The 17,313-nt window shown below is 66.4% G+C and carries 17 protein-coding genes; 2 read left to right on the top strand and 15 right to left on the bottom strand.

The features are described 5' to 3' along the window. Nucleotides 1-222 precede the first annotated feature (222 nt). A complete protein-coding gene (locus HNQ73_RS12640) occupies nt 223-1,026 on the bottom strand; it encodes an alpha/beta fold hydrolase (RefSeq protein WP_210305194.1) in 804 nt (267 codons plus the stop codon). A gap of 69 nt (nt 1,027-1,095) precedes the next feature. Here HNQ73_RS12640 and HNQ73_RS12635 point away from each other — a divergent pair, with 69 nt between their 5' ends. Continuing rightward, nucleotides 1,096-1,473, top strand: a complete 378-nt coding sequence (locus tag HNQ73_RS12635) for a MerR family transcriptional regulator (protein ID WP_183335224.1) — start codon at nt 1,096-1,098, stop codon at nt 1,471-1,473. On the opposite strand, the gene HNQ73_RS12630 is transcribed toward HNQ73_RS12635, so the two are convergent. Further along, the gene (locus tag HNQ73_RS12630; RefSeq protein ID WP_183335223.1) at nt 1,470-2,198 is read right to left on the bottom strand and encodes an alpha/beta hydrolase family protein; all 729 of its coding nucleotides are present in this window, start codon (nt 2,196-2,198) and stop codon (nt 1,470-1,472) included. The genes HNQ73_RS12635 and HNQ73_RS12630 overlap by 4 nt on opposite strands. A 264-nt stretch (nt 2,199-2,462) precedes the next feature. Here HNQ73_RS12630 and HNQ73_RS12625 point away from each other — a divergent pair, with 264 nt between their 5' ends. Continuing rightward, complete coding sequence (locus tag HNQ73_RS12625; protein WP_183335222.1) at nt 2,463-2,918, top strand: CBS domain-containing protein; 456 nt, start codon at nt 2,463-2,465, stop codon at nt 2,916-2,918. Nucleotides 2,919-2,943: 25 nt separating this feature from the next. Here HNQ73_RS12625 and HNQ73_RS17980 read toward each other — a convergent pair whose 3' ends face one another. The 13 genes from HNQ73_RS17980 to HNQ73_RS12565 all read right to left on the bottom strand — a co-directional run bounded on the left by HNQ73_RS17980 (nt 2,944) and on the right by HNQ73_RS12565 (nt 17,106). Then, on the bottom strand, nt 2,944-3,450 hold the full coding sequence (locus HNQ73_RS17980; RefSeq protein ID WP_244650164.1) for a GGDEF domain-containing protein: 507 nt from the start codon (nt 3,448-3,450) through the stop codon (nt 2,944-2,946). Continuing rightward, complete coding sequence (locus HNQ73_RS17975; RefSeq protein WP_244650162.1) at nt 3,420-3,944, bottom strand: hypothetical protein; 525 nt, start codon at nt 3,942-3,944, stop codon at nt 3,420-3,422. The genes HNQ73_RS17980 and HNQ73_RS17975 overlap by 31 nt, the downstream gene beginning before the upstream one ends. 99 nt (nt 3,945-4,043) lie before the next feature. After that, the gene (locus tag HNQ73_RS12615; protein ID WP_183335221.1) at nt 4,044-5,198 is read right to left on the bottom strand and encodes an MFS transporter; all 1,155 of its coding nucleotides are present in this window, start codon (nt 5,196-5,198) and stop codon (nt 4,044-4,046) included. A gap of 9 nt (nt 5,199-5,207) precedes the next feature. Further along, complete coding sequence (locus HNQ73_RS12610) at nt 5,208-6,533, bottom strand: protease (RefSeq protein WP_183335220.1); 1,326 nt, start codon at nt 6,531-6,533, stop codon at nt 5,208-5,210. A 271-nt stretch (nt 6,534-6,804) separates the two neighbouring features. Continuing rightward, nucleotides 6,805-7,593 (bottom strand): porin family protein, encoded by a 789-nt coding sequence (locus HNQ73_RS12605; RefSeq protein ID WP_183335219.1) that lies wholly within the window; start codon nt 7,591-7,593, stop codon nt 6,805-6,807. Beyond that, nucleotides 7,590-8,924, bottom strand: a complete 1,335-nt coding sequence (locus HNQ73_RS12600; RefSeq protein ID WP_244650160.1) for a metal-dependent hydrolase family protein — start codon at nt 8,922-8,924, stop codon at nt 7,590-7,592. The genes HNQ73_RS12605 and HNQ73_RS12600 overlap by 4 nt, the downstream gene beginning before the upstream one ends. A gap of 265 nt (nt 8,925-9,189) precedes the next feature. Beyond that, nucleotides 9,190-10,572, bottom strand: a complete 1,383-nt coding sequence (clcA, locus tag HNQ73_RS12595) for a H(+)/Cl(-) exchange transporter ClcA (protein ID WP_183335217.1) — start codon at nt 10,570-10,572, stop codon at nt 9,190-9,192. Nucleotides 10,573-10,711: 139 nt separating this feature from the next. Next, nucleotides 10,712-11,194 carry a hypothetical protein gene (locus HNQ73_RS12590; protein WP_183335216.1) on the bottom strand — a complete coding sequence of 161 codons (483 nt, stop codon included), beginning with the start codon at nt 11,192-11,194 and terminating at the stop codon, nt 10,712-10,714. Nucleotides 11,195-11,234: 40 nt separating this feature from the next. After that, nucleotides 11,235-12,164 (bottom strand): glutaminase A, encoded by a 930-nt coding sequence (gene glsA, locus HNQ73_RS12585; protein ID WP_183335215.1) that lies wholly within the window; start codon nt 12,162-12,164, stop codon nt 11,235-11,237. A 127-nt stretch (nt 12,165-12,291) separates the two neighbouring features. Next, nucleotides 12,292-13,833 (bottom strand): glutamate/gamma-aminobutyrate antiporter, encoded by a 1,542-nt coding sequence (gene gadC / locus HNQ73_RS12580; protein ID WP_183335214.1) that lies wholly within the window; start codon nt 13,831-13,833, stop codon nt 12,292-12,294. 49 nt (nt 13,834-13,882) lie between these two features. Next, nucleotides 13,883-15,286, bottom strand: coding sequence for a glutamate decarboxylase (gene gad / locus HNQ73_RS12575; RefSeq protein WP_183335213.1), 1,404 nt, complete (start codon nt 15,284-15,286; stop codon nt 13,883-13,885). A gap of 178 nt (nt 15,287-15,464) precedes the next feature. Beyond that, nucleotides 15,465-15,647, bottom strand: a complete 183-nt coding sequence (locus HNQ73_RS12570) for a hypothetical protein (protein WP_183335212.1) — start codon at nt 15,645-15,647, stop codon at nt 15,465-15,467. A 346-nt stretch (nt 15,648-15,993) separates the two neighbouring features. Next, on the bottom strand, nt 15,994-17,106 hold the full coding sequence (locus tag HNQ73_RS12565) for a linear amide C-N hydrolase (RefSeq protein ID WP_183335211.1): 1,113 nt from the start codon (nt 17,104-17,106) through the stop codon (nt 15,994-15,996). Between the last annotated feature and the right edge of the window lie 207 nt (nt 17,107-17,313).

The raw sequence follows: 17,313 nt of genomic DNA, 5'->3' as shown, positions 1-17,313 counted from the left end.
TGAAGTAGCCATCGCCTTCAACGGAAGAAGGAATACAACTGTCGCGCCGGCACGTGCCGAGACGCCCGAAACTGCCGGAGCGTCGCCGGGCCATAAGAATGCCTTAGCGCGTCCTGCAAGCCGCGTCGAGCGGCTTTTCAGACACAGTGCCGCAGTGCGCGTGCGAGATGGTGCAATCCCCGTCCGGACACTGCACGTCGAAGGCGAGATGGCCCCCGCCTGTCACCGCCGCTGTTCCCTCAGGAAGGAAACGACGATATCGACAAGCGCGTCCGGCTTTTCCATCGGCGCCAGATGGCCCGTCGGCAGCTCTGCATAACGCGCGGACGGGATGGCCTCGGCCAGCGCCCTGGCGTGCGCGGGAGGCACCATGTAATCATGCGTGCAGCCAATGGACAGCGTCGGCGCGGTTATTTTCGCAATGCTGTCGCTCACGTCGATCGCCAGGTCGAGCTCGACCTGTCGGACCATGCCGTCCCAGTTGATTCCCGTCAGCGTGTCTTCCACCGCCTGGGCTACGCCGTCGGCCCCGAAGGCGGCCACCGCATCCGGGCTGAAACCGGTGAGGAGGATGAGGCGTGCCATTGCCCGGCGGTTCGCGGCCATGAGGTCGCGCCACAGCTCGAACTGCATCTTCGACCGGGCATCGCGCGAGGACTGGAAACCCGCAAGCAGGATGAGCGAGCGCACGCGCTCGGGAAAATCGCCGGCGATCTTGGCGGCAAGCGCGGCACCCAGCGAGAAGCCGAGAAGATGATAGCTGCCAAATCCGGCCGCCTCGGCCGCTGCCATGATCTGGGCGGTCAGATAGTCCGCCGTGAGCGGGCGGCCGTCATCCTCGGTAGCGCCGGACCCCGCATAGTCCGGCCGGATCACAGTCCACTCCCGTGCAAGACGCTCGACGACGAGCGCCCAGTTCGACTCCGCATCGCCTCCGGTTCCGTGCACCAGCACCAGCGGTTCGCCGCTTCCATCGACCCTGTAGTGAACCCGGGCACCTCGACATTCCACGTAGGGCATTCGCATCTCCGCTCCTTTCCATGAGGCGACGGCGACGCTACAGTCTGACAGCGCTGTCAGGGTCAAGGACGTGCAATGCAGATTGGAACACTGTCGAAACGTACCGGCGTCAGCGTGCGGATGCTGCGCTATTATGAGCAGGAGGGCCTGCTCCGTCCTCCGCGCAAGGCATCCGGCTATCGCGACTACGGCCCCGCCGAAGAAGAGACGGTGCGGCGCATCCGCATGCTGAGCGAAGCGGGGCTCAAGCTGGATCTCATCCGCCGCTTCCTGCCCTGCGTCGTCACCGACCGGCCCGATTTCGACCCCTGTCCGGAGCTGGTGGCCGCCCTTCGCCACGAGGTCGAGACACTCGACCGCAGGATCGCGACCCTCGAGCAGAGCCGGCGCATCCTGTCGGGCTATCTGGAAAGCCTCGCCTCGACGTCGCCCTGTCGCGTCGGAGCGGCCTAGCGGGCGCCAAGGATCATCTCCCGCACCCAGCGCAGCAGGAGCGCGTCATAGGCCTGCCGGTCACTCTCGCGCGACAGGGCGTGGTCGGCCCCCTCGAGCACGCGGTAGGTCACGGAGCGGGCGTTGATGAAGGCGGACAGGTAGCTCGCCACGGCCGGATGGGGAACGATGTCGTCGTTCTCGGATTCGACGATGAGGACATCACCCTTGAAGCGTTCGCATTCCCGCAGGGCGCGGTTTTCCTCGCGCGGAACGAAGCGCTGGCGATAGCGCGCGAGCTCGGCCCGGTTGAGGCTGAATTTCGGCACGGTCCAGCCATCGTCGCGGTAGAGCGCCGGCACGCGCAACGCCAGCCACCGCACCGGGCGCTGTGCGGTGAGCAGAGCCGCGAGATAGCCCCCGTAGGAACTGCCCACAACGGCAATGGAACCCTTGTCGATGTTCGGCTGCTCCGTCAGCACGTCATAGGCGGCGCACAGGTCCGCCAGGTTGTCCTGTCGCGTCACCATGCGTAGCTGGTCGGCGCGCGCGCCGTGGCCGCGCATGTCGAAGGTCAGGCAGATGCAGCCGAGCCGCGACATGCTCAGGGCGCGGCTGAGATCGCGCTCCTGGCTGCCCGCCCAGCCGTGGACGAAGAGGACGCCGGGCAGACCGGTGCGCGGCTCGATGACGAGGCCGCCGAGCTGTGTCCTGTCGACGTCGATGGTGATCTTCCGGTCGGGCACGCCCTCGCTCCTCGACGGTCCGGTCGCCTTTTCCGGAGACGCCGCCGAAAACATCCTGGCAGGCCGAAGGGGCAAGACCACGGCAACCGCGAGACTGCACCGCCACCTGCCTCTTGACAGGCCCGCCCAACCGCCGCTGGCCGCTATGGTTCCGGATCAGCCCCCGGCCGGCGGAACAGACGGGCATCGAGGCAGTTGGGAGCGTCCGGCAGCCGGCCGGCGAGACGTCCGGCCGCCTGCCCTGCAAACCGACAGGAGGGAACGATGAGAGTGAGCGAAGCGATGACGCGCAATGTCAGCATCGCGAGCCCGGACCACACGATCCAGGAAGCCGCCCGCATGATGGCGGACATCGACGCAGGCGTGCTGCCCGTGGGCGATAACGACCGTCTCGTGGGCATGATCACCGACCGCGACATCGCGGTGCGCGCGGTTGCCGCCGGCCAGGGCCCCGCTGCCCGCGTCGGCGACGTCATGACGCGTGACATCTGCTACTGCTTCGAGGATGAGGATCTCGACGATGTGGCGCACAACCTCGGCGAGCAGCAGATCCGGCGTATCCCGGTCGTCGACCGCAACAAGCGCCTCGTCGGTATCCTCTCGCTGGGCGACGTCGCCATGATGCAGCAGGGCCCAGCGGGGGAGGCGCTCGCCGGCATCTCCCGTCGCGGCGGCATGCATACGCAGACGGGCAACCATTCGCGCGCGGGCAACGCCTGACGTCTGCGGAAGGCGGGCCACGGGCTCAGGCCAGGACGGCGGCGTGCTGCTGCACCTTGTTGCGGCCGGCCTTCTTCGCCGCATAGAGCGCGGCATCGGCCCGGGCCACGACCTCCGCGAGGTTGTCTCCCGCGCGGGCTTCGGCAATGCCGAAGCTCGCGGTGACCTGCCAGCCCTCCGGCAGGGCGTCGAAGCGCGCCGCGCTGACCGACGCCCGCAGCCGCTCGGCGAAGGCGGCGCCACCCGCGGCATCGCAGCCGCACAGGAGCAGCGCGAATTCCTCGCCGCCGAGGCGCGCGCAGAGATCGCTCCATCGTGTCGCCTGCCGCAGCAAGGCTGCGAAGTTGCGCAGCACCTCGTCGCCGACCGGGTGACCGAAACTGTCGTTGATGCTCTTGAAGCGGTCGATGTCAGCAAGGAGGAGGCACAGCGGCTGGCTGCGCGGGTCCGAGAACCGCTGGGCGGCGCCCTCCTCGAAACCCCGGCGGTTGAGGACGCCCGTCAGCGGGTCGAGGTTGCCGGCATGCCGCACCTCATTGATGACGTCGCCAACCGTGACGGCAAGAAGTGCAGTGCAAAGGCCACCAGCGCCCAGAACAACACGCGCTCCGTCAGGCGCCCGCGGCACATGACGCGCAGCCGCCAGGCCGTCACGAGGCAGATCAGCCCGTAACCGAAGTTGAGGATGTAGATGCGGACGAGGAGGCTCCGCTCCACGTAGTAGAAGAAGGCGATGCCGCCCACGATGAGGAGTGTGACGGCGGCTTTCTCGGCGAAGGACGTGCGCTTGCCCGCCCGCCAGAGGAGCCCCTCTGTGAAGCACAGCACGCTCACCGTGTAAATGAAGGCCGACACGATGGCATTCGGCCCCGCGCCGGGCGGAATCTGCAGCATCTGCGATAGGGAGCCGAAGCAGAAGAAGAGGCAGGACAGGCCGAAGAGCAGAAGATGCTTCAGGCGGCGGTCGAGGGTCCACGCCAGCAGGAAGCTCGCCGAGAACACGAGCAGGATGGTCGGACCCAGCAACAGAACCAGCCGCATAGCCCCCCACGATCACCCGCCCGCAAGAGCTGCAAGGCATACCGCCCCTGTGCAGCCGCTGCAAGTTGCGAGGGTCTCGGCCCGCTAGCGCCGCCCCTTCTGGCCGAACGCGACAGCCGCGAGCGCAAACAGCCCGCAAATGAGCGCAACGAAGATCGGCAGGCCGTGGCCGGTGGCCTGCATGGCAACGCCGGCAAGGGCGGGGCCGATGAGCGCGCCGACACCCCAGAACAGGCCCATGCCGGCATAGATGCCGATGAGGTCGCTGCCTGAGAATCGGCTGCCCACAATCGCGAGCATCATCGTGTAGATGCCGACGAAGACGCCACCCCACACGAACAGCAGGGCGTAGGTCATGACCGGGCTGGCGAGGACGAACGGCCAGATGGCCGCGCCGAGCGCCGACACCACGGCGAGCGCCACGATGAGGCGCTCCCGGTCCATGCGGTCGCCCAGCCAGCCGATGGGCACCTGCAGGACGATGGCGCCAAACATCATGCAGGCCATGAGCTGCGTTGCTTCCGCCTCGCCCCAGCCGAGCGACATCGCATAGAGGGTGAGGAACGTCAGCCCCGCCGTCTCGATGGCTGCGTTGAGGGCCGTCGCCCCCATGGCGACGGGCGCGAGGCGCATATAGCGCACGGGATTGCCGTGCTCGGGCTTCTCGAAGTCCGGGGCGGCGATCCGCGCCAGGGCGACGAAGAGCGCCGCCGCCGCGACGAGGGCGGCCCCGACACCGTACGCCGTGAAGCCGTCCGACCCAACGAGCGAGAGGATGACCGGGCCAAGCGCGAAACCGATGGACAGCGCCGCCGTGTAGGCGCCCATGGTGCGCGCCCGCGAGCCCTCGGACGTGAGCGCGTTCAGCCACGTTTCGGAGAGGACGAAGAGCACCTCCGAGGCAGCACCGAGCACCACGCGCAGCGGAAACCACAGCCAGACGAGGGGCATCATCGGAAAAAGGCACAGGAGCAGTGCCGCCAGGGCAAGGGCGCCGGTGATGGAGCGCCGCAGCCCCCAGCGCGCGCCGATCCGCGGCAGGAGGAAGGCCATGACGAGCACGCCGACCGCATGCATCGCCGCGTTGGCACCGATGAGGCTCTCGCTGAGGCCACGCTCGGCCAGATCGAGCGCGATCAGCGCCGCGCTCAGGCTGTAGGTCAGCCCGAAGACCGCCGCCGTGGCAATGATGCCGGCACAGGCGAGGACAGCGCTGCCCCCGAGAATGCTGGTATGCACGCGAACCTCTCAGTCGCCGGAGGGTATACAGGCAGCAGCCGGCGGGACGGGCACCCCGTGGCGGCCGTTGCCGGCCCGCGGTTCAAGATGGGCAAGCAGGGCGCTAATGGCCTTGGCATAGTCGAGGACGAGCCCCGGCGTCCACGCCATCCACGCCGCCCGACGGCGCAGCATGCCGGCGATCCACAATTCCGGCGCGCAGACGAGACGCAGGAGGAAGGCCGGCGAACGCGCCGCGCCGGCAAAGCGACCCTCGATGGCCGCGTCGAGCGCGCTCGCCACCGCGCTCGAGCAGTTGCGATCCGTCAGGTTGTATGTCGTGTCGGTGCGGTAGGCCTCCCAGAAGGCGTGCAGGGCCCGCAGGTTGAGGGCGGGAAGCCGGACCTGTACCGTCGAGGGGCACCATTCCGCGCTCTCCTCGGCATAGCTCGGCTTGAACAGGCCCTCGACATCGTTGTCGGGCGTTGCGCGCAGAACGCGGGCGAACTGCGAAGGCTTCCGGTCGATCTCCACGGCGGGATAGTGACTGATGTAGATGTCCGGCGGCGCCTCGAGCGCGGCGTGTCCGGTCGAGACGATACCCTTCTCGTCGCGGGCCGCGACGTAGCGCTGGACGCCCCTGTGCAGCGGCACCATGCCGCCCGTCGGTGTCCAGACATGCACGATGACTTCGCCCTCGTCCGGCCCCTCGGCGCTGCGGACGGGCAGGAGGCGCCGCGGCGAGCCGGGCTTGAGATCCCGCTCGCGCCCCCTCGCCAGGATCATTGCGACGGAGGTGTCGGGTGGCAGCCGCCGGATGCGCAGCGCCAGCCCGCACATGCCGTAGGCCGAGACGATCATCAGTGTGCCGACGTCCACGCCGACCTCCCCCTGCCAGTGGGTCGGCCAAGGGACGAAGGACCAGGCGCCGATCAGGAATTCAAGGGCCGCCTTGACGATGGAGGACCGCCAGTTGCGGAAGCGCACCACATAGGCGCTGCTCGCCCGCCAGATGGCGTCGACGATGAGGAGCGTACCCACCAGGAAGCCGACGATGACGCCGCTGTGCCAGGACGCCTCGAGGATCAAGAGGACAATGACGATGAGGACAGCCGCCTTGGCGAGACGCAGAAACCGGCGCCCGGAAGGGGCTGACAGACTGCTGACGGCGGAGAAGGCGGCATCGATGAGGAGCGGAATGGCGAAATAGATGGGGGAGAAACGCAGGTCGTCGCTGAGCGCAGTCACGACGAAAAAGATGCCGACGGCCATCCACAGCAGGCCGAGGAGGCCGACGAGCCACCATTTACGACGGACCGCACCGCCGCCAACGAGCAGGAGAAGAAGCTCCACCATGTCTTGCGCCAATTCGGGCAGCCGTGACGCCCGCGTAGCCGGCCCCGTTCGAGCGCGACAGTCTAGCGCAGCGCCCTGCCCCAAAGGTTAACGGGGCCCGGAACCGGTGTTGAAAGGCGGCAGGAATACGACCGACTCTTCCAGGCACCGCCCGAGCGGGACGCACCGCGGGGTTGCTTCCAGGGCACGGCGACACTCTGGCGGGCTTTCATGGCCGCCGCAGGCCACCGTGCTGCAAGTGCCTTCACACTCCGCCAGTTCGGCAGTCTGGTCAGAAACGTAACGTGGCGCCCACCAGTGGCCCCGTCAGGTCGACGTCGAGGCGTTCGCCGCCATCGCGATACGCGAGCGAAAGGTGCCGCCATCCCGCGGAGAGGTAGAACGTGTCCGAAACGCGATAGTTCAGCGTGCCGTAGATCTGCCAGGTTCTGCTCCGGTCGAGATCGAAACCGCCACCGTCGACGTAGCCGATCAGCGACCAGTCGGGCGCGAACTGCCAGCGTATCCGGGCGCCGAGGACCGGCTCCACCCAAGAGTTCGTCTTGCTGCCATGGAGATTCAGCGGCGCACCGACGTCGATCGAGCCCTCGAGCCGCCATGCGCGGGCACCGCCCACGAGATCGACGACGAATTCGGGCTCGGCGATGACGGAATAGCCTGCGAGCGCCGTGATGGAGAGTGTCTCGACCTTGCTTCTGATTCCGAGTCCGCCCAGCCGGGGCGGCAGGGTCACGCCGCGGGAGATGGTGGACCAGGTGAGGTCGCCCATCAGCAGCAACCGGTCCTTACGCAGGGTGCCGTTCAGGAAGATGGCGCCGTCGAGGTTGTTCAGGATGTCGGACCGCTTCATGCGCTTGTGGAAGGCGGGCAGACCGCCGCCCAGCGTCAGGGTGCTGCCGAGATCCGGCAGCCAGGCATAGGCCGTCAGCTGGGCGCGCCAGGCGTATGGCTCGGCAGCTTCCCCGGAGGCCGGAAGCCGCGGCGGTGCGAGGTCCGCAGCCTGTGCCGCTGCCGCGGACACCGTGAACAGCGCGGACAGGGCAAAGGTCTTGAGGCTCATCGCAGGGTGTCCTTGTAGATGCGGCCGTCCTTCATGATGAGCCGCAGGTTCGCTTCGGGATCGGTGAGGAAGTCGAGGCTCCTCGTGGGGTCGCCGTCAGCAACGAGGATGTCAGCCAGCGCTCCCGGGGCGATGATGCCGACCGCGCCGTCATAGGAGTTGCGCGGGCCGCAAAGGCCCACGAGCTCGCCATTTATGCCGGTCGCGATCGACAGGATCTCGAGCGGGTCGTAGAACCGGGGGGCGAGCTTGGCGAGCTGTCGCGCGTGGCCCGGCAGGTTGCGCGGCGAGAACAGGATGTCCGTGCCCCAGGCCGTCTTCACCTTGTACTTCTTTGAGAGTTCGTAAGCGCGGATCGTGCCGGCGGCGACTTCCTGCTGCAGGCCGCGTGCCTGCGGGTCGGCATGCATGTTTGCATCCCCGTCAGCCAGGAAGGGCTGGAGGCTCCACCAGATACCTTCGTCGGCCATCATCTTCGCCGTTTCCTCGTCGGCGAGCTGACCGTGCTCGATCGACTTCACGCCGGCACGGATGGCGCGCTGGATGGCGGCCGGCGTGTAGGTGTGGATCATCACGTAGGTGCCCCAGTCCGCGGCCGCCTGGACCGCGGCCCCCAGCTCGCTCTCGGTGTACTGGATCGAATCCAGCGGATCGTAGGCGGAGGCGACGCCGCCCCCGCCAGCGAGCTTGATCTGGGTGGCGCCGAGCATCAACTGCTCGCGCACGCGCCGCAGGACCTCCGGCACGCCATCGCCAATGACGGCGGCACCGACGATCTCGAAATGGCTCAGGGGCGTCGTTTCGCCCTTCGGGATCTCGTAGCGCATCCGGAAGTCGCCGTGTCCGGACGTCTGCGAGATCATCGCGCCCGAGGGATAGATGCGCGGGCCATTGACAATGCCGCGGTCGATCGCCTGCTTGAGCGCGAAGGCCGGCCCGCTGGCGTCCCGTACCGTGGTGAAGCCGCGCATCAGGGTGTGCTCCGCCACCCGCGCGGCCACCAGATTGACATAGCCAATGTCGGCCGTCATGGCCTCGAGCTGTGTAATGCCGCAAAGGGTCGAGTGCCAGTGTGCGTCAATCAGGCCCGGCATGACGAGGCGCCCGCCGCAGTCGACAACGCGGGCGTCACTCACCGTTTCCCCCGCACGTGGCAGGGCTTCGATCTTGTTGCCGGAGACGAGGATGTTCACGCCTTCCTGCAGGCGGCGGTCGATGCCGTTGAACAGCCTGAGGTTGGCGAGGAGAGTCGGACGGTCCGGGGCCGAGGGCTGCTCGGTGAGGGCTTCGGCTTCGCGTGGGGCCGCGAACGATCCCAAGACGGCTGCCATGCCGCCCAAGAACATGCGGCGGTTGAGAGCGGTGGTGATGCGGGCAAATGCCGCCCGTGCTTCCGGCCGGCAGCAGGAACAAGGCTGGACCGCACCGGATGGTGGCACGTCGCAGGTCAGCCAGCGGCCAGGGCTGCGGCGTCGGAATGAAGGCGATGACGGCATGTCGTTCCCCTGGGCCGCCGGATGATGCGGCCTTTCGTTGGACCATAGGAGCGTTGCTCATGCAGCACTCATCCGTCGGCCGTCCCCAGAAACGTACGGCTCAGGCTCCCTTGCTTCTGCGCAAGCCGGCATCGGCGGTGAGGCCGGCTTCCGGCTGGACTTCAGCAGGTGGCACGACTCCGGCCTGCTTCAGGGTGCGCTCCAACATCTGCTCGTAGATCGGGCGTCCGCCAAGCCACTCGGCCACGAGGCTCGAAGCGAGGCAGGCCGCCAGCATCGGCAGCGTGAGGGCGTAAGCGCCCGTGAGCTCCACCACCAGGACGATGCCGACGGCCGGAGCTCGGACGGAGGCGGAGAACAGGGCCGCCATGGCCACGACGCCGAAGGATACCGGCGTGACCTCGAGACTCCTCAGCAGTCCGGGCACAGCCATGTCGAAGGCCATGCCGAAGGCAAGGCCGATGCAGGTCGCAAGCGTCAGCAGCGGCGCAAAGATGCCGCCCGGCGTGCCCGCTGAGTAGCTCACCACCGAGGTGAAGAAACGGGCTACCGCCAGGAACAGGAGAACCGAGAAGGCGGGCGTGGCGACGACAAGCTCGGCGATGACCCGCTCGCCACCCGTGACCGTCTGCGGTGCGAGCGTCAGCAGCGCGCCAATGGCGAGCCCGACGAGGGCGGGCCACAGGTAGGGCACCCGGCGCTGCATAGCGGCGGCAAGATCCAGCATCCGCAGGATGCCGTGGTTGAACAGCACGCCGACGACCCCGAGAAGGAGCCCGAGCAGCGCGAAGGCCGGAAGGGCGCCGAGTGCGGCGCGCGACGTTTCGATGAACATGAAAGGCCGCAGGCCCGAAATGAGCTCCGTCACCGTCGTGCCCGCGATCGCGGCCGCAAAGACGCCCATGTAGGTGCGGAAGCTGTAGGGAAACTGCCTGCGGGTTTCCTCGATCACGAAAAGCACGGCCGACATCGGAGCGTTGAAGGCGCAGGCGAGGCCCGCGGCGGCGCCGGCCGCCAGCAGGGCCCGTCGGTCGACGCCGTCGACCTTGCAAAGGTCGGCCGCAGCCAGAGCCGCCGAGCCGCCCATGTGGATCGTCGGGCCTTCGCGGCCGAGCACGAGACCGGAGCCGATGGCGGCAACGCCGGCCGTGAACTTCACCGGCAGGACACGCTGCCAGCGAACTTCGCGCAGGCCCTCGATGGAGCCCTCGATTTCGGGAACGCCGCTGCCGCCCGCCTCGGACGCATAGCGCCGGGTGAGCCACGCGGCGAAAAGCGTGGCGGCCATGGTGACGAGGCTGCAGGCGACGACGAGTGCCCAGCCATCAAGGTGCCGGCCGAGCCAGGCCGGCCAGAAGACGAGGCTTTCGGCGGCCACATGGAACAGGCCGCCGAAGATACCGGTGAGCGCACCGGCAAAGAGTGCCACAATGACGAAACGCGCCTGGCGGACAGGCGTATAGGGCTGTTCTCCCTGCATCATTGGTCCCTGTTCACCCGGCAACGCGCAAGGGATCTCAGCCGTGCGACCGTATTGGAAGAGCAGCCGGCCGCCAAGCCTCGACGGGCCTTCTCCGGCAGCATGGCGCGCCGTGGTCGGCCCGCCGTCTGCTGGCGAGGGCTCATCTGCCCGTCGCGGCTTCCACGACGCCCGCGATCCATTCGGCGGGCGTGACGCCGGCCTGCTTCGCGAGCGCACCAATCTTGTCGAGGGTATCCGGCGGCAGCGGAACGCTCACCAGGACGGCCTCCTCGCTGGTGATGTTGTAGACCTGCCGGGAGACCTCCGCCGCCACGCGCTGGATGCGCAGCGTCTTCTGGAGCGGGGTGAGGTTCTTGTTGGCGGCGACCGACGGGCAGTAGGCGGCGATGATCTGGTCGATGATCATGGCACGGCTGACACCGGCCTTGTTCAGCGCGTCGACTGCGGCGTTCAGCTGGTCGGGCCGGTCGAGCGGGTCGACCGAACCGAGCAGGTCCTGAATGGTCTTGGTCTGGGCGGAGCCGGGAAGATCCGGGCAGACGAAATCGGCAGCCCGGGCGGTCATGGTGCCGAACAGCAGGGCAGCGCCGAGGGTCGTGGCCGAAAGAAGGGTGTTGCGCAAGACAGTGGTCCTTGTTCTGGCAGGGTGATCTTCTCCGCCTTCAGGCGGCAAAAACGCTGAGGCCGAGCTGCCTGGCGACCGCGGCAATCGCCGCCTGGCCGGCCACGCTGTTGCCTGCCTCATCCAGCGGCGGCGCGAAGGCCGCGATGGCGAGCTTGCCCGGCGCGATGGCGAGAAGTCCACCGCCGACACCGCTCTTGCCCGGCAACCCGACATTGAAGGCCCATTCGCCCGATGCTTCGTAGAGGCCTTCCATCATCATTTCCGCGAGAATGGGGGACACGTGCTCGCGCGCGATGACGCGCTTGCCCGTCTCAGGATGGATGCCGCCTGCGGCGAGCGTCGCGCCCATGGCGGCGAGATCCCGGCAGGTGACCAGCGTCGAGCATTGGCGGGTGTATACGTCGACGGCCTGCATCGGATCGCAATAGCAGTAGCCGCGGTCGTAGAGCAGCCAGGCGATCGCACGGTTATGGAAATTGGTGGCCTGCTCGGAGGCGTAGACCTCGTCGCCGAGCGCGATGGCGTGCCCGGCAAAGGCACTCTGCATCGCCAGGATGCTCGACCATTGTTCCTCGGCCGTCGCGCCGGGGGCGAGGCTCGTCGTGGCGATGGCGCCTGCGTTGACGAGCGGCGACAGGGGTCTTCCGTCGTGCAGCTCCAGGGCCATCACGGAGTTGAAAGGCATTCCCGTGGCGCTGGCGCCGATCTTGGTGCGCACCTGGTCGATGCCATGCGTTTCCAGGGCCAGAGCGAGCGAAAATACCTTGGAAATGGATTCGATGGCGAAGGCATGGTCGACATCGCCCCGCGCCCAGGTCTGGCCGCCGGCGGTCGTGATGACGAGGCCGAACAGGTCCGAGGGCACTGAGGCGAGATAGGGAATGTAGTCGGCGTTCTTCCCGCCTGACGCCGCCTTGCCGGCCGCATAGCCCGCCTCGAGTGCGGCTTCGATCTGTGAGGGATGCATTGCTGTATTTCCTGCATCGAAGGATTCTTCGGAGCGCTTTCGAGCGGGATCGACTTTCCCACTGTCGGACGCTCGGGTGCTGCAGGGCAGTGCCCCGCAGCACCCTCAACGGCGGGGCGCTTGTCGGCTAAGGCTTCGGGCGCCGGGTGGTTGCAGGCACGAGATGGTGCGTGGCGCGGGCGCGCGGATGGATGAAGAAGTGTCCCTCCGGCGCGTTGTGGGTCCTGATTGGCACCAGATCGTGATCGAGCGACTTTCCGTGCTTGTTGTGCAGCGCGTAGATCACGAACGGGATGGCGAACACGAACAGGAAGCTGACGACAAGAAGCGTCACGTAGCTCTCGTCCGAGGCACCGGGCAGGCTGCTCGGCGGCACGAACGAGATGACGAAGGCGAACACCGACACGAGGAAGCCGACGGACGCCAGCAGGATCTTGAAGCCGTCCCCACCGGGAACCTGGTAGGAGCGCTTCTTGTCCTTGTGCTTCAGTACCAGCACGATGTAGCCGATGAACAGAAGGAAGTAGGTGATCAGGTAAAGGACCACCGTCAGCGCCATGGCGATGAGGAACGACATATTCCCGCCGCTGCCGGTGTTGGTGAACACGATCAGCGCCACCGTGGTGATGAGAAGCTGGAACACCACCATCGAGATCGGCACGCCGTTGCGGTTCACCTTCGCAGCCACCTTCGGCAGGATGCCGCGCTGCGCCGTGACGTACATGCCGCGCGAGGGCCCGACGATCCAGGCGGCGATCTCGGCGAGGACACCGAGCGTCAGCAACGCCGCCACGATGCGGACGGCCCATCCGAGGCCGGCCCCGTAGTGCAGGATCAGCGTCTCGAACGTCTGGATGACGCCGGCGCTGAGGTTGATGTCCTGCAAAGGCACGACGGCCGCGACGGCGAGGCCGCCGATGGAGCTGAGGCCGATGGCCACGATCATGAGGATGAACATGGCAAGCGGATAGTCGCGGCCCGGGTTGGCCATCTCGTTGACGTGGGTGGCCGAGGCCTCGACGCCCATGTAGCTCAGGATGAACGCGACGAAGACGACCATGGTCCCAAGCTTGGTGAAGTCGGGAAAGAACGTCTTTGCGCTCATCTCGATTGCGATGGGCTGGCCGCTCGACAGGTAGAGGATGGCGAGCGCCACCAGGATGAGAGCCGGCACCAGGATGCCGCCGAAGAACCCGAACTTGGCGATCTGCGCCGTGTACTTCGTGCCGCCGAGCTGCGTGACCGCGAGGCCCCAGAGGATGATGAGGCCGGCGATCGTCTTGACCACCGGGTCATGGTTCAGCGCCGGCCAGTCGAGGATGTAGGACAGCGAGCCGAGCACGAAGTAGAGCATCGGCAGGAAGCCAATGGCGATCTCGAGATAGGTGAAGGAGATCGCCGCAAAGCCCCATCGCTCCCCGAGGGTGTTGGACACCCACGCGAAGACGCCGCCTTCCTCCCAGCCCTCGACCGTGGCCATTTCCGCCGCACACAGGGCAACCGGGATGAACCACAGGAGCCCGCCGGCCAGGAGGAAGAAAACGAGGCTGAAACCCGAAGTTGCGAAGGTTGGATATTCGTAGACCGCCATCACCATCGAGGCGGTGATTGCGAAGAAGCCGAGCAGCGAGAGCTGCTTGGCGGGCGCGGTTGCCGGTCTGTCCGCCATAGCCGTCGATCCCTGAAGAAGAGCCCGCTTGAGAAACGGGCTCGCTGCGTCAGTTGTGGTTGAAGCCGGTGGCCTCGGCCGCAGTCATGGGCCGCGTCACCGGATGCTGCTCGAACCAGGCAACGGCCCGGCGGATGTCGTCGAGCAGCAGCTCGGCCAGATCGCGACTGACGCCGTGGCGGACGAGGATGCGCTGGACCACGAGGTCTTCGCGGTTGGCGGGCATCGAATAGGCAGGCACCTGCCAGCCGCGGCTGCGCAGACGGTCGGCGAGGTCGTAGAGGGTGTAGCCCCCGATGGCTGCACCGTCCTTCAACTTCCAAGCGAGCGCGGGAATTCCGGCCTTGCGGTCGCCGTCGAAGAGGATCTCGAACAGTCCCATCTTGCCGATCTCCGCGGCCAGGTATTCGGCCGTGTCGTAGCAGGCGCTATGGATGTGGGTGTAACCCTCGCGGCCCAGACGCAGGAAGTTGTAGTATTGCGAGATGATCTGCCCGCCCGGACGCGAGAAGTTCAGGGCGAAGGTCGGCATGTTGCCGCCCAGGTAGTTGACGTTGAACACCAGCTCGTCCGGCAAGTCGGACTTCTCGCGCCAGACGACCCAGCCCACGCCGAGGGGAGCAAGGCCGAACTTGTGGCCAGAGGTGTTGATGGACTTCACGCGCGGGATGCGGAAATCCCATTCCAGTTCCGGGGCGCAGAACGGGGCGAGGAATGCGCCCGAAGCGCCGTCGACGTGGATCGGAATGTCGAGCCCGGTTTCCTTCTGCAGCCTGTCGAGGGCCTCAGCCACGGCCTTCACGGGCTCGTACTGGCAGGTGAAGGTCACGCCGAGCGTGGGCACGACGCCGATGGTGTTCTCGTCGACGCGTTTCAGCACTTCCTCGACGTTCATGATGAGGCGGTCGCCCTCCAGCGGGATCTCGCGCAGCTCAACGTCGAAGTAGCGAGCGAACTTGTGCCAGCAGATCTGCACCGGGCCGCAGATCATGTTGGGCTTGTCCGTGCTCTTGCCCTCGGCCTGCCGCTTCTTTCGCCAGCGCCACTTCATGGCAAGCCCGCCGAGCATGGCCGCTTCGGACGAGCCGGTGGTGGAGCAGCCCATGGTGTCGCCGGGTGTGGGCGAATTCCACAGGTCGGCCAGCATGCGCACGCAGCGCGCCTCGATTTCGGCCGTCTGCGGGTATTCGTCCTTGTCGATCATGTTCTTGTCGATCGACAGGTCCATGAGCCGGCGGATCTCGTCGTCCACCCAGGTCTGGCAGAACGTGGCCAAGTTCTGGCGCGAATTGCCGTCGAGCATCAGCTCGTCGCGCACGGCGGCAAAGACATTCTCCGGCAGGTTGGAGGAGTCCGGAAAGCGATCCTTCGGCAGGCCTTTCCTCAGGATGGTCGAGGCATAGATGTCATCCAGCACGTCATCGCGATGGGCACGCTCGGAGATCGGCGGCATTGTGTTGTCCTCTGTTCAGCGAAGCCAGTGATGTGGGACAGGTGGAAAGGCGCGCGTGCGATCAAACGGCGGCTCCGGAATCGGAGCAGCCGCTCGTCAGACAGCACCCCACAAGCTGGCGCGCGGGTGGACGCGCCAGCCAGCATCGGAAAGCCGACAACAGCTCGGCTAGAGTATTCTAAAAGGATGCAGGAAGATTTCGTCGCTGCCGACAGGTGGCGAGCACGGAACGCGCTGCACGATCGGCCATTAAATCAAATAGTCCGGCAACGACAACGGCGAGTGTTGCTGCCACGACCCAATTGGTTGCGCCCGCAAACATCATGCCCCCTTGATGCTGCTCCACGGTCATCATGCCCATGAAGTCATCGCTCGGCACAATGCGCATCCGAGCAATGTAAAATAAGCATAGTTCACGCCCGTCATCAAGAAGGATTTTTCTTCTTGCGGCATGAATATTAACAGATTGTGGCAGTATAGAAGAATTTTATCTAATGGGTCATACGTTATTCTACGGGCGTTGGCACATTTCACATACAAAACTGTATAGAATTTTATGGATGTCGCTGCCGACCGATAGGTGCGGCGGCTTTGCGGCCGTTTGCGGCGGGAGGTTTCTCGTCCGCCCGACGCGGAAACGCATGCGCCGCCATCAGCGGCGTGACGCCCCCCCTCAAGCCCCAAGTCTTCTGCAGGTGCCTACCAGGTCATCCTGCTGCGCCGCGCAGCAGTTCGGTCGCCTCGCCCGCTGTTCTTGCCAGCTGCGCCAGCGGCATCACGCGCGGGGTCGAGACACCGGCAAGGGCCGCAAGGGCGATGTGGAAATAGTTGAGGCTGCTGTAGTCGCGCACGAAGAACAGGGTGCGGGAGAGATCGCTGAGGCTGGTCCAGGAGGTGAACTCGGTCGCGTAGGGCTTGTCGGCCTTCTCCGAGAGCCCCGGCACCTCCATGTGACCGCCGCTACCCTGCTGCGGATAGTCGATCGAGACGCCGCGCGGACGGTCGAAGTTGTTCATGATGTGGGCAAGGGCCCGGATTGCGCCGTCCGGATCCTCCGCCTTCTCGGTGAACTGGGCGTAGTAGGCTGCGCGCACGAAACGGCCCACCGAGGTGGAGGATGAGGGTAGCCCGGCGGTGGCGATGCCGGAATCCGGTTGGACGACCTTCAGCTTGCCGAAAGTGCCGCTCGAGCGGTCGACGTTGCTGAGGAAAGTGTAATTGTTGAGATTGGTAAGATGCCAGTCGAACGAGGGACCGTTGGTCATGACGCCGACGGGGTTGTCGAACACCTTCATGGCGCCCTTGTCGAACTCGATGACCAGCGAGGCGCCGCTGCGGTCGTGCGCGACGTAGTGGAACGGCGAGACGGCGCCGCCGAGCAGGGCAAGCGGCTCCAGCATCACCGGCTGCTTCGCGAGCCCTTCGCGAACCTCGGCGACAGTCGAGAAGCAGCCGAGGATCCAGCCTCCGAGGTCCGAGGCGGCGAGCGCCGCCGTCGTCATGTCCACCGACTGCGCGCCACCGGCGGCCGGATAGGACAGCAGGCTGAAGGTGAGGCCTGCATCGTTCATCCCCTCGATGACCTTGAGGTCGTCGGGGCCGAGCGGCGCTTCCGGAGTCGGCAGCCGGCCGGGTATGGTGATGGCGATGATGTCGTGGGAGCGATCGAACGCGACGGCCGGATGACCCGCGACCTGAGACCTGCACCTCGCACCGCGCGGAAAGAAGGCGACCTGGTGGGGCAGTGCAACCGTCAGCTCCAGCGTCCGGCCGAAGTAGGGTCTGCCGGATGCATCGGTATAGATCAGCGACGTGCACATCGCCTCTTCCCCCCTTGCCGCGACACGCAACTCGCAACGCCCTGCGGCATGGGCGGTGGAGAAACGGCAATACAATCGGAGGGATAGCAAATCCCCGACGGCGCTGAAATGCGCTTGTGCGGCTGAGGTTAACGCCCCCAAGCGCCCTGCCGCCATCAGGACGCTTCCCCTTTTATATGCCCGTTCACTCGGTTCGGCAGGCTTGCC

It is taken from the genome of Chelatococcus composti, assembly GCF_014201415.1.
GTDB classification, from domain to species: Bacteria; Pseudomonadota; Alphaproteobacteria; order Rhizobiales; family Beijerinckiaceae; genus Chelatococcus_A; species Chelatococcus_A composti.
This window is presented reverse-complemented; position numbering and strand designations above follow the sequence as displayed.

Coding starts and splice junctions, on each gene's coding strand:
- glsA (WP_183335215.1), bottom strand. CDS start 12,164: ATGCATCCCTCACAGATCGAAGCCGCACTCGAGGCGGGCTATGCGGCC.
- HNQ73_RS12605 (WP_183335219.1), bottom strand. CDS start 7,593: ATGAGCCTCAAGACCTTTGCCCTGTCCGCGCTGTTCACGGTGTCCGCG.
- HNQ73_RS12570 (WP_183335212.1), bottom strand. CDS start 15,647: ATGGGCATGATGACCGTGGAGCAGCATCAAGGGGGCATGATGTTTGCG.
- gadC (WP_183335214.1), bottom strand. CDS start 13,833: ATGGCGGACAGACCGGCAACCGCGCCCGCCAAGCAGCTCTCGCTGCTC.
- HNQ73_RS12565 (WP_183335211.1), bottom strand. CDS start 17,106: ATGTGCACGTCGCTGATCTATACCGATGCATCCGGCAGACCCTACTTC.
- clcA (WP_183335217.1), bottom strand. CDS start 10,572: ATGATGCAGGGAGAACAGCCCTATACGCCTGTCCGCCAGGCGCGTTTC.
- HNQ73_RS12635 (WP_183335224.1), top strand. CDS start 1,096: ATGCAGATTGGAACACTGTCGAAACGTACCGGCGTCAGCGTGCGGATG.
- HNQ73_RS12610 (WP_183335220.1), bottom strand. CDS start 6,533: ATGGTGGAGCTTCTTCTCCTGCTCGTTGGCGGCGGTGCGGTCCGTCGT.
- gad (WP_183335213.1), bottom strand. CDS start 15,286: ATGCCGCCGATCTCCGAGCGTGCCCATCGCGATGACGTGCTGGATGAC.
- HNQ73_RS12600 (WP_244650160.1), bottom strand. CDS start 8,924: ATGGCAGCCGTCTTGGGATCGTTCGCGGCCCCACGCGAAGCCGAAGCC.
- HNQ73_RS12640 (WP_210305194.1), bottom strand. CDS start 1,026: ATGCGAATGCCCTACGTGGAATGTCGAGGTGCCCGGGTTCACTACAGG.
- HNQ73_RS12625 (WP_183335222.1), top strand. CDS start 2,463: ATGAGAGTGAGCGAAGCGATGACGCGCAATGTCAGCATCGCGAGCCCG.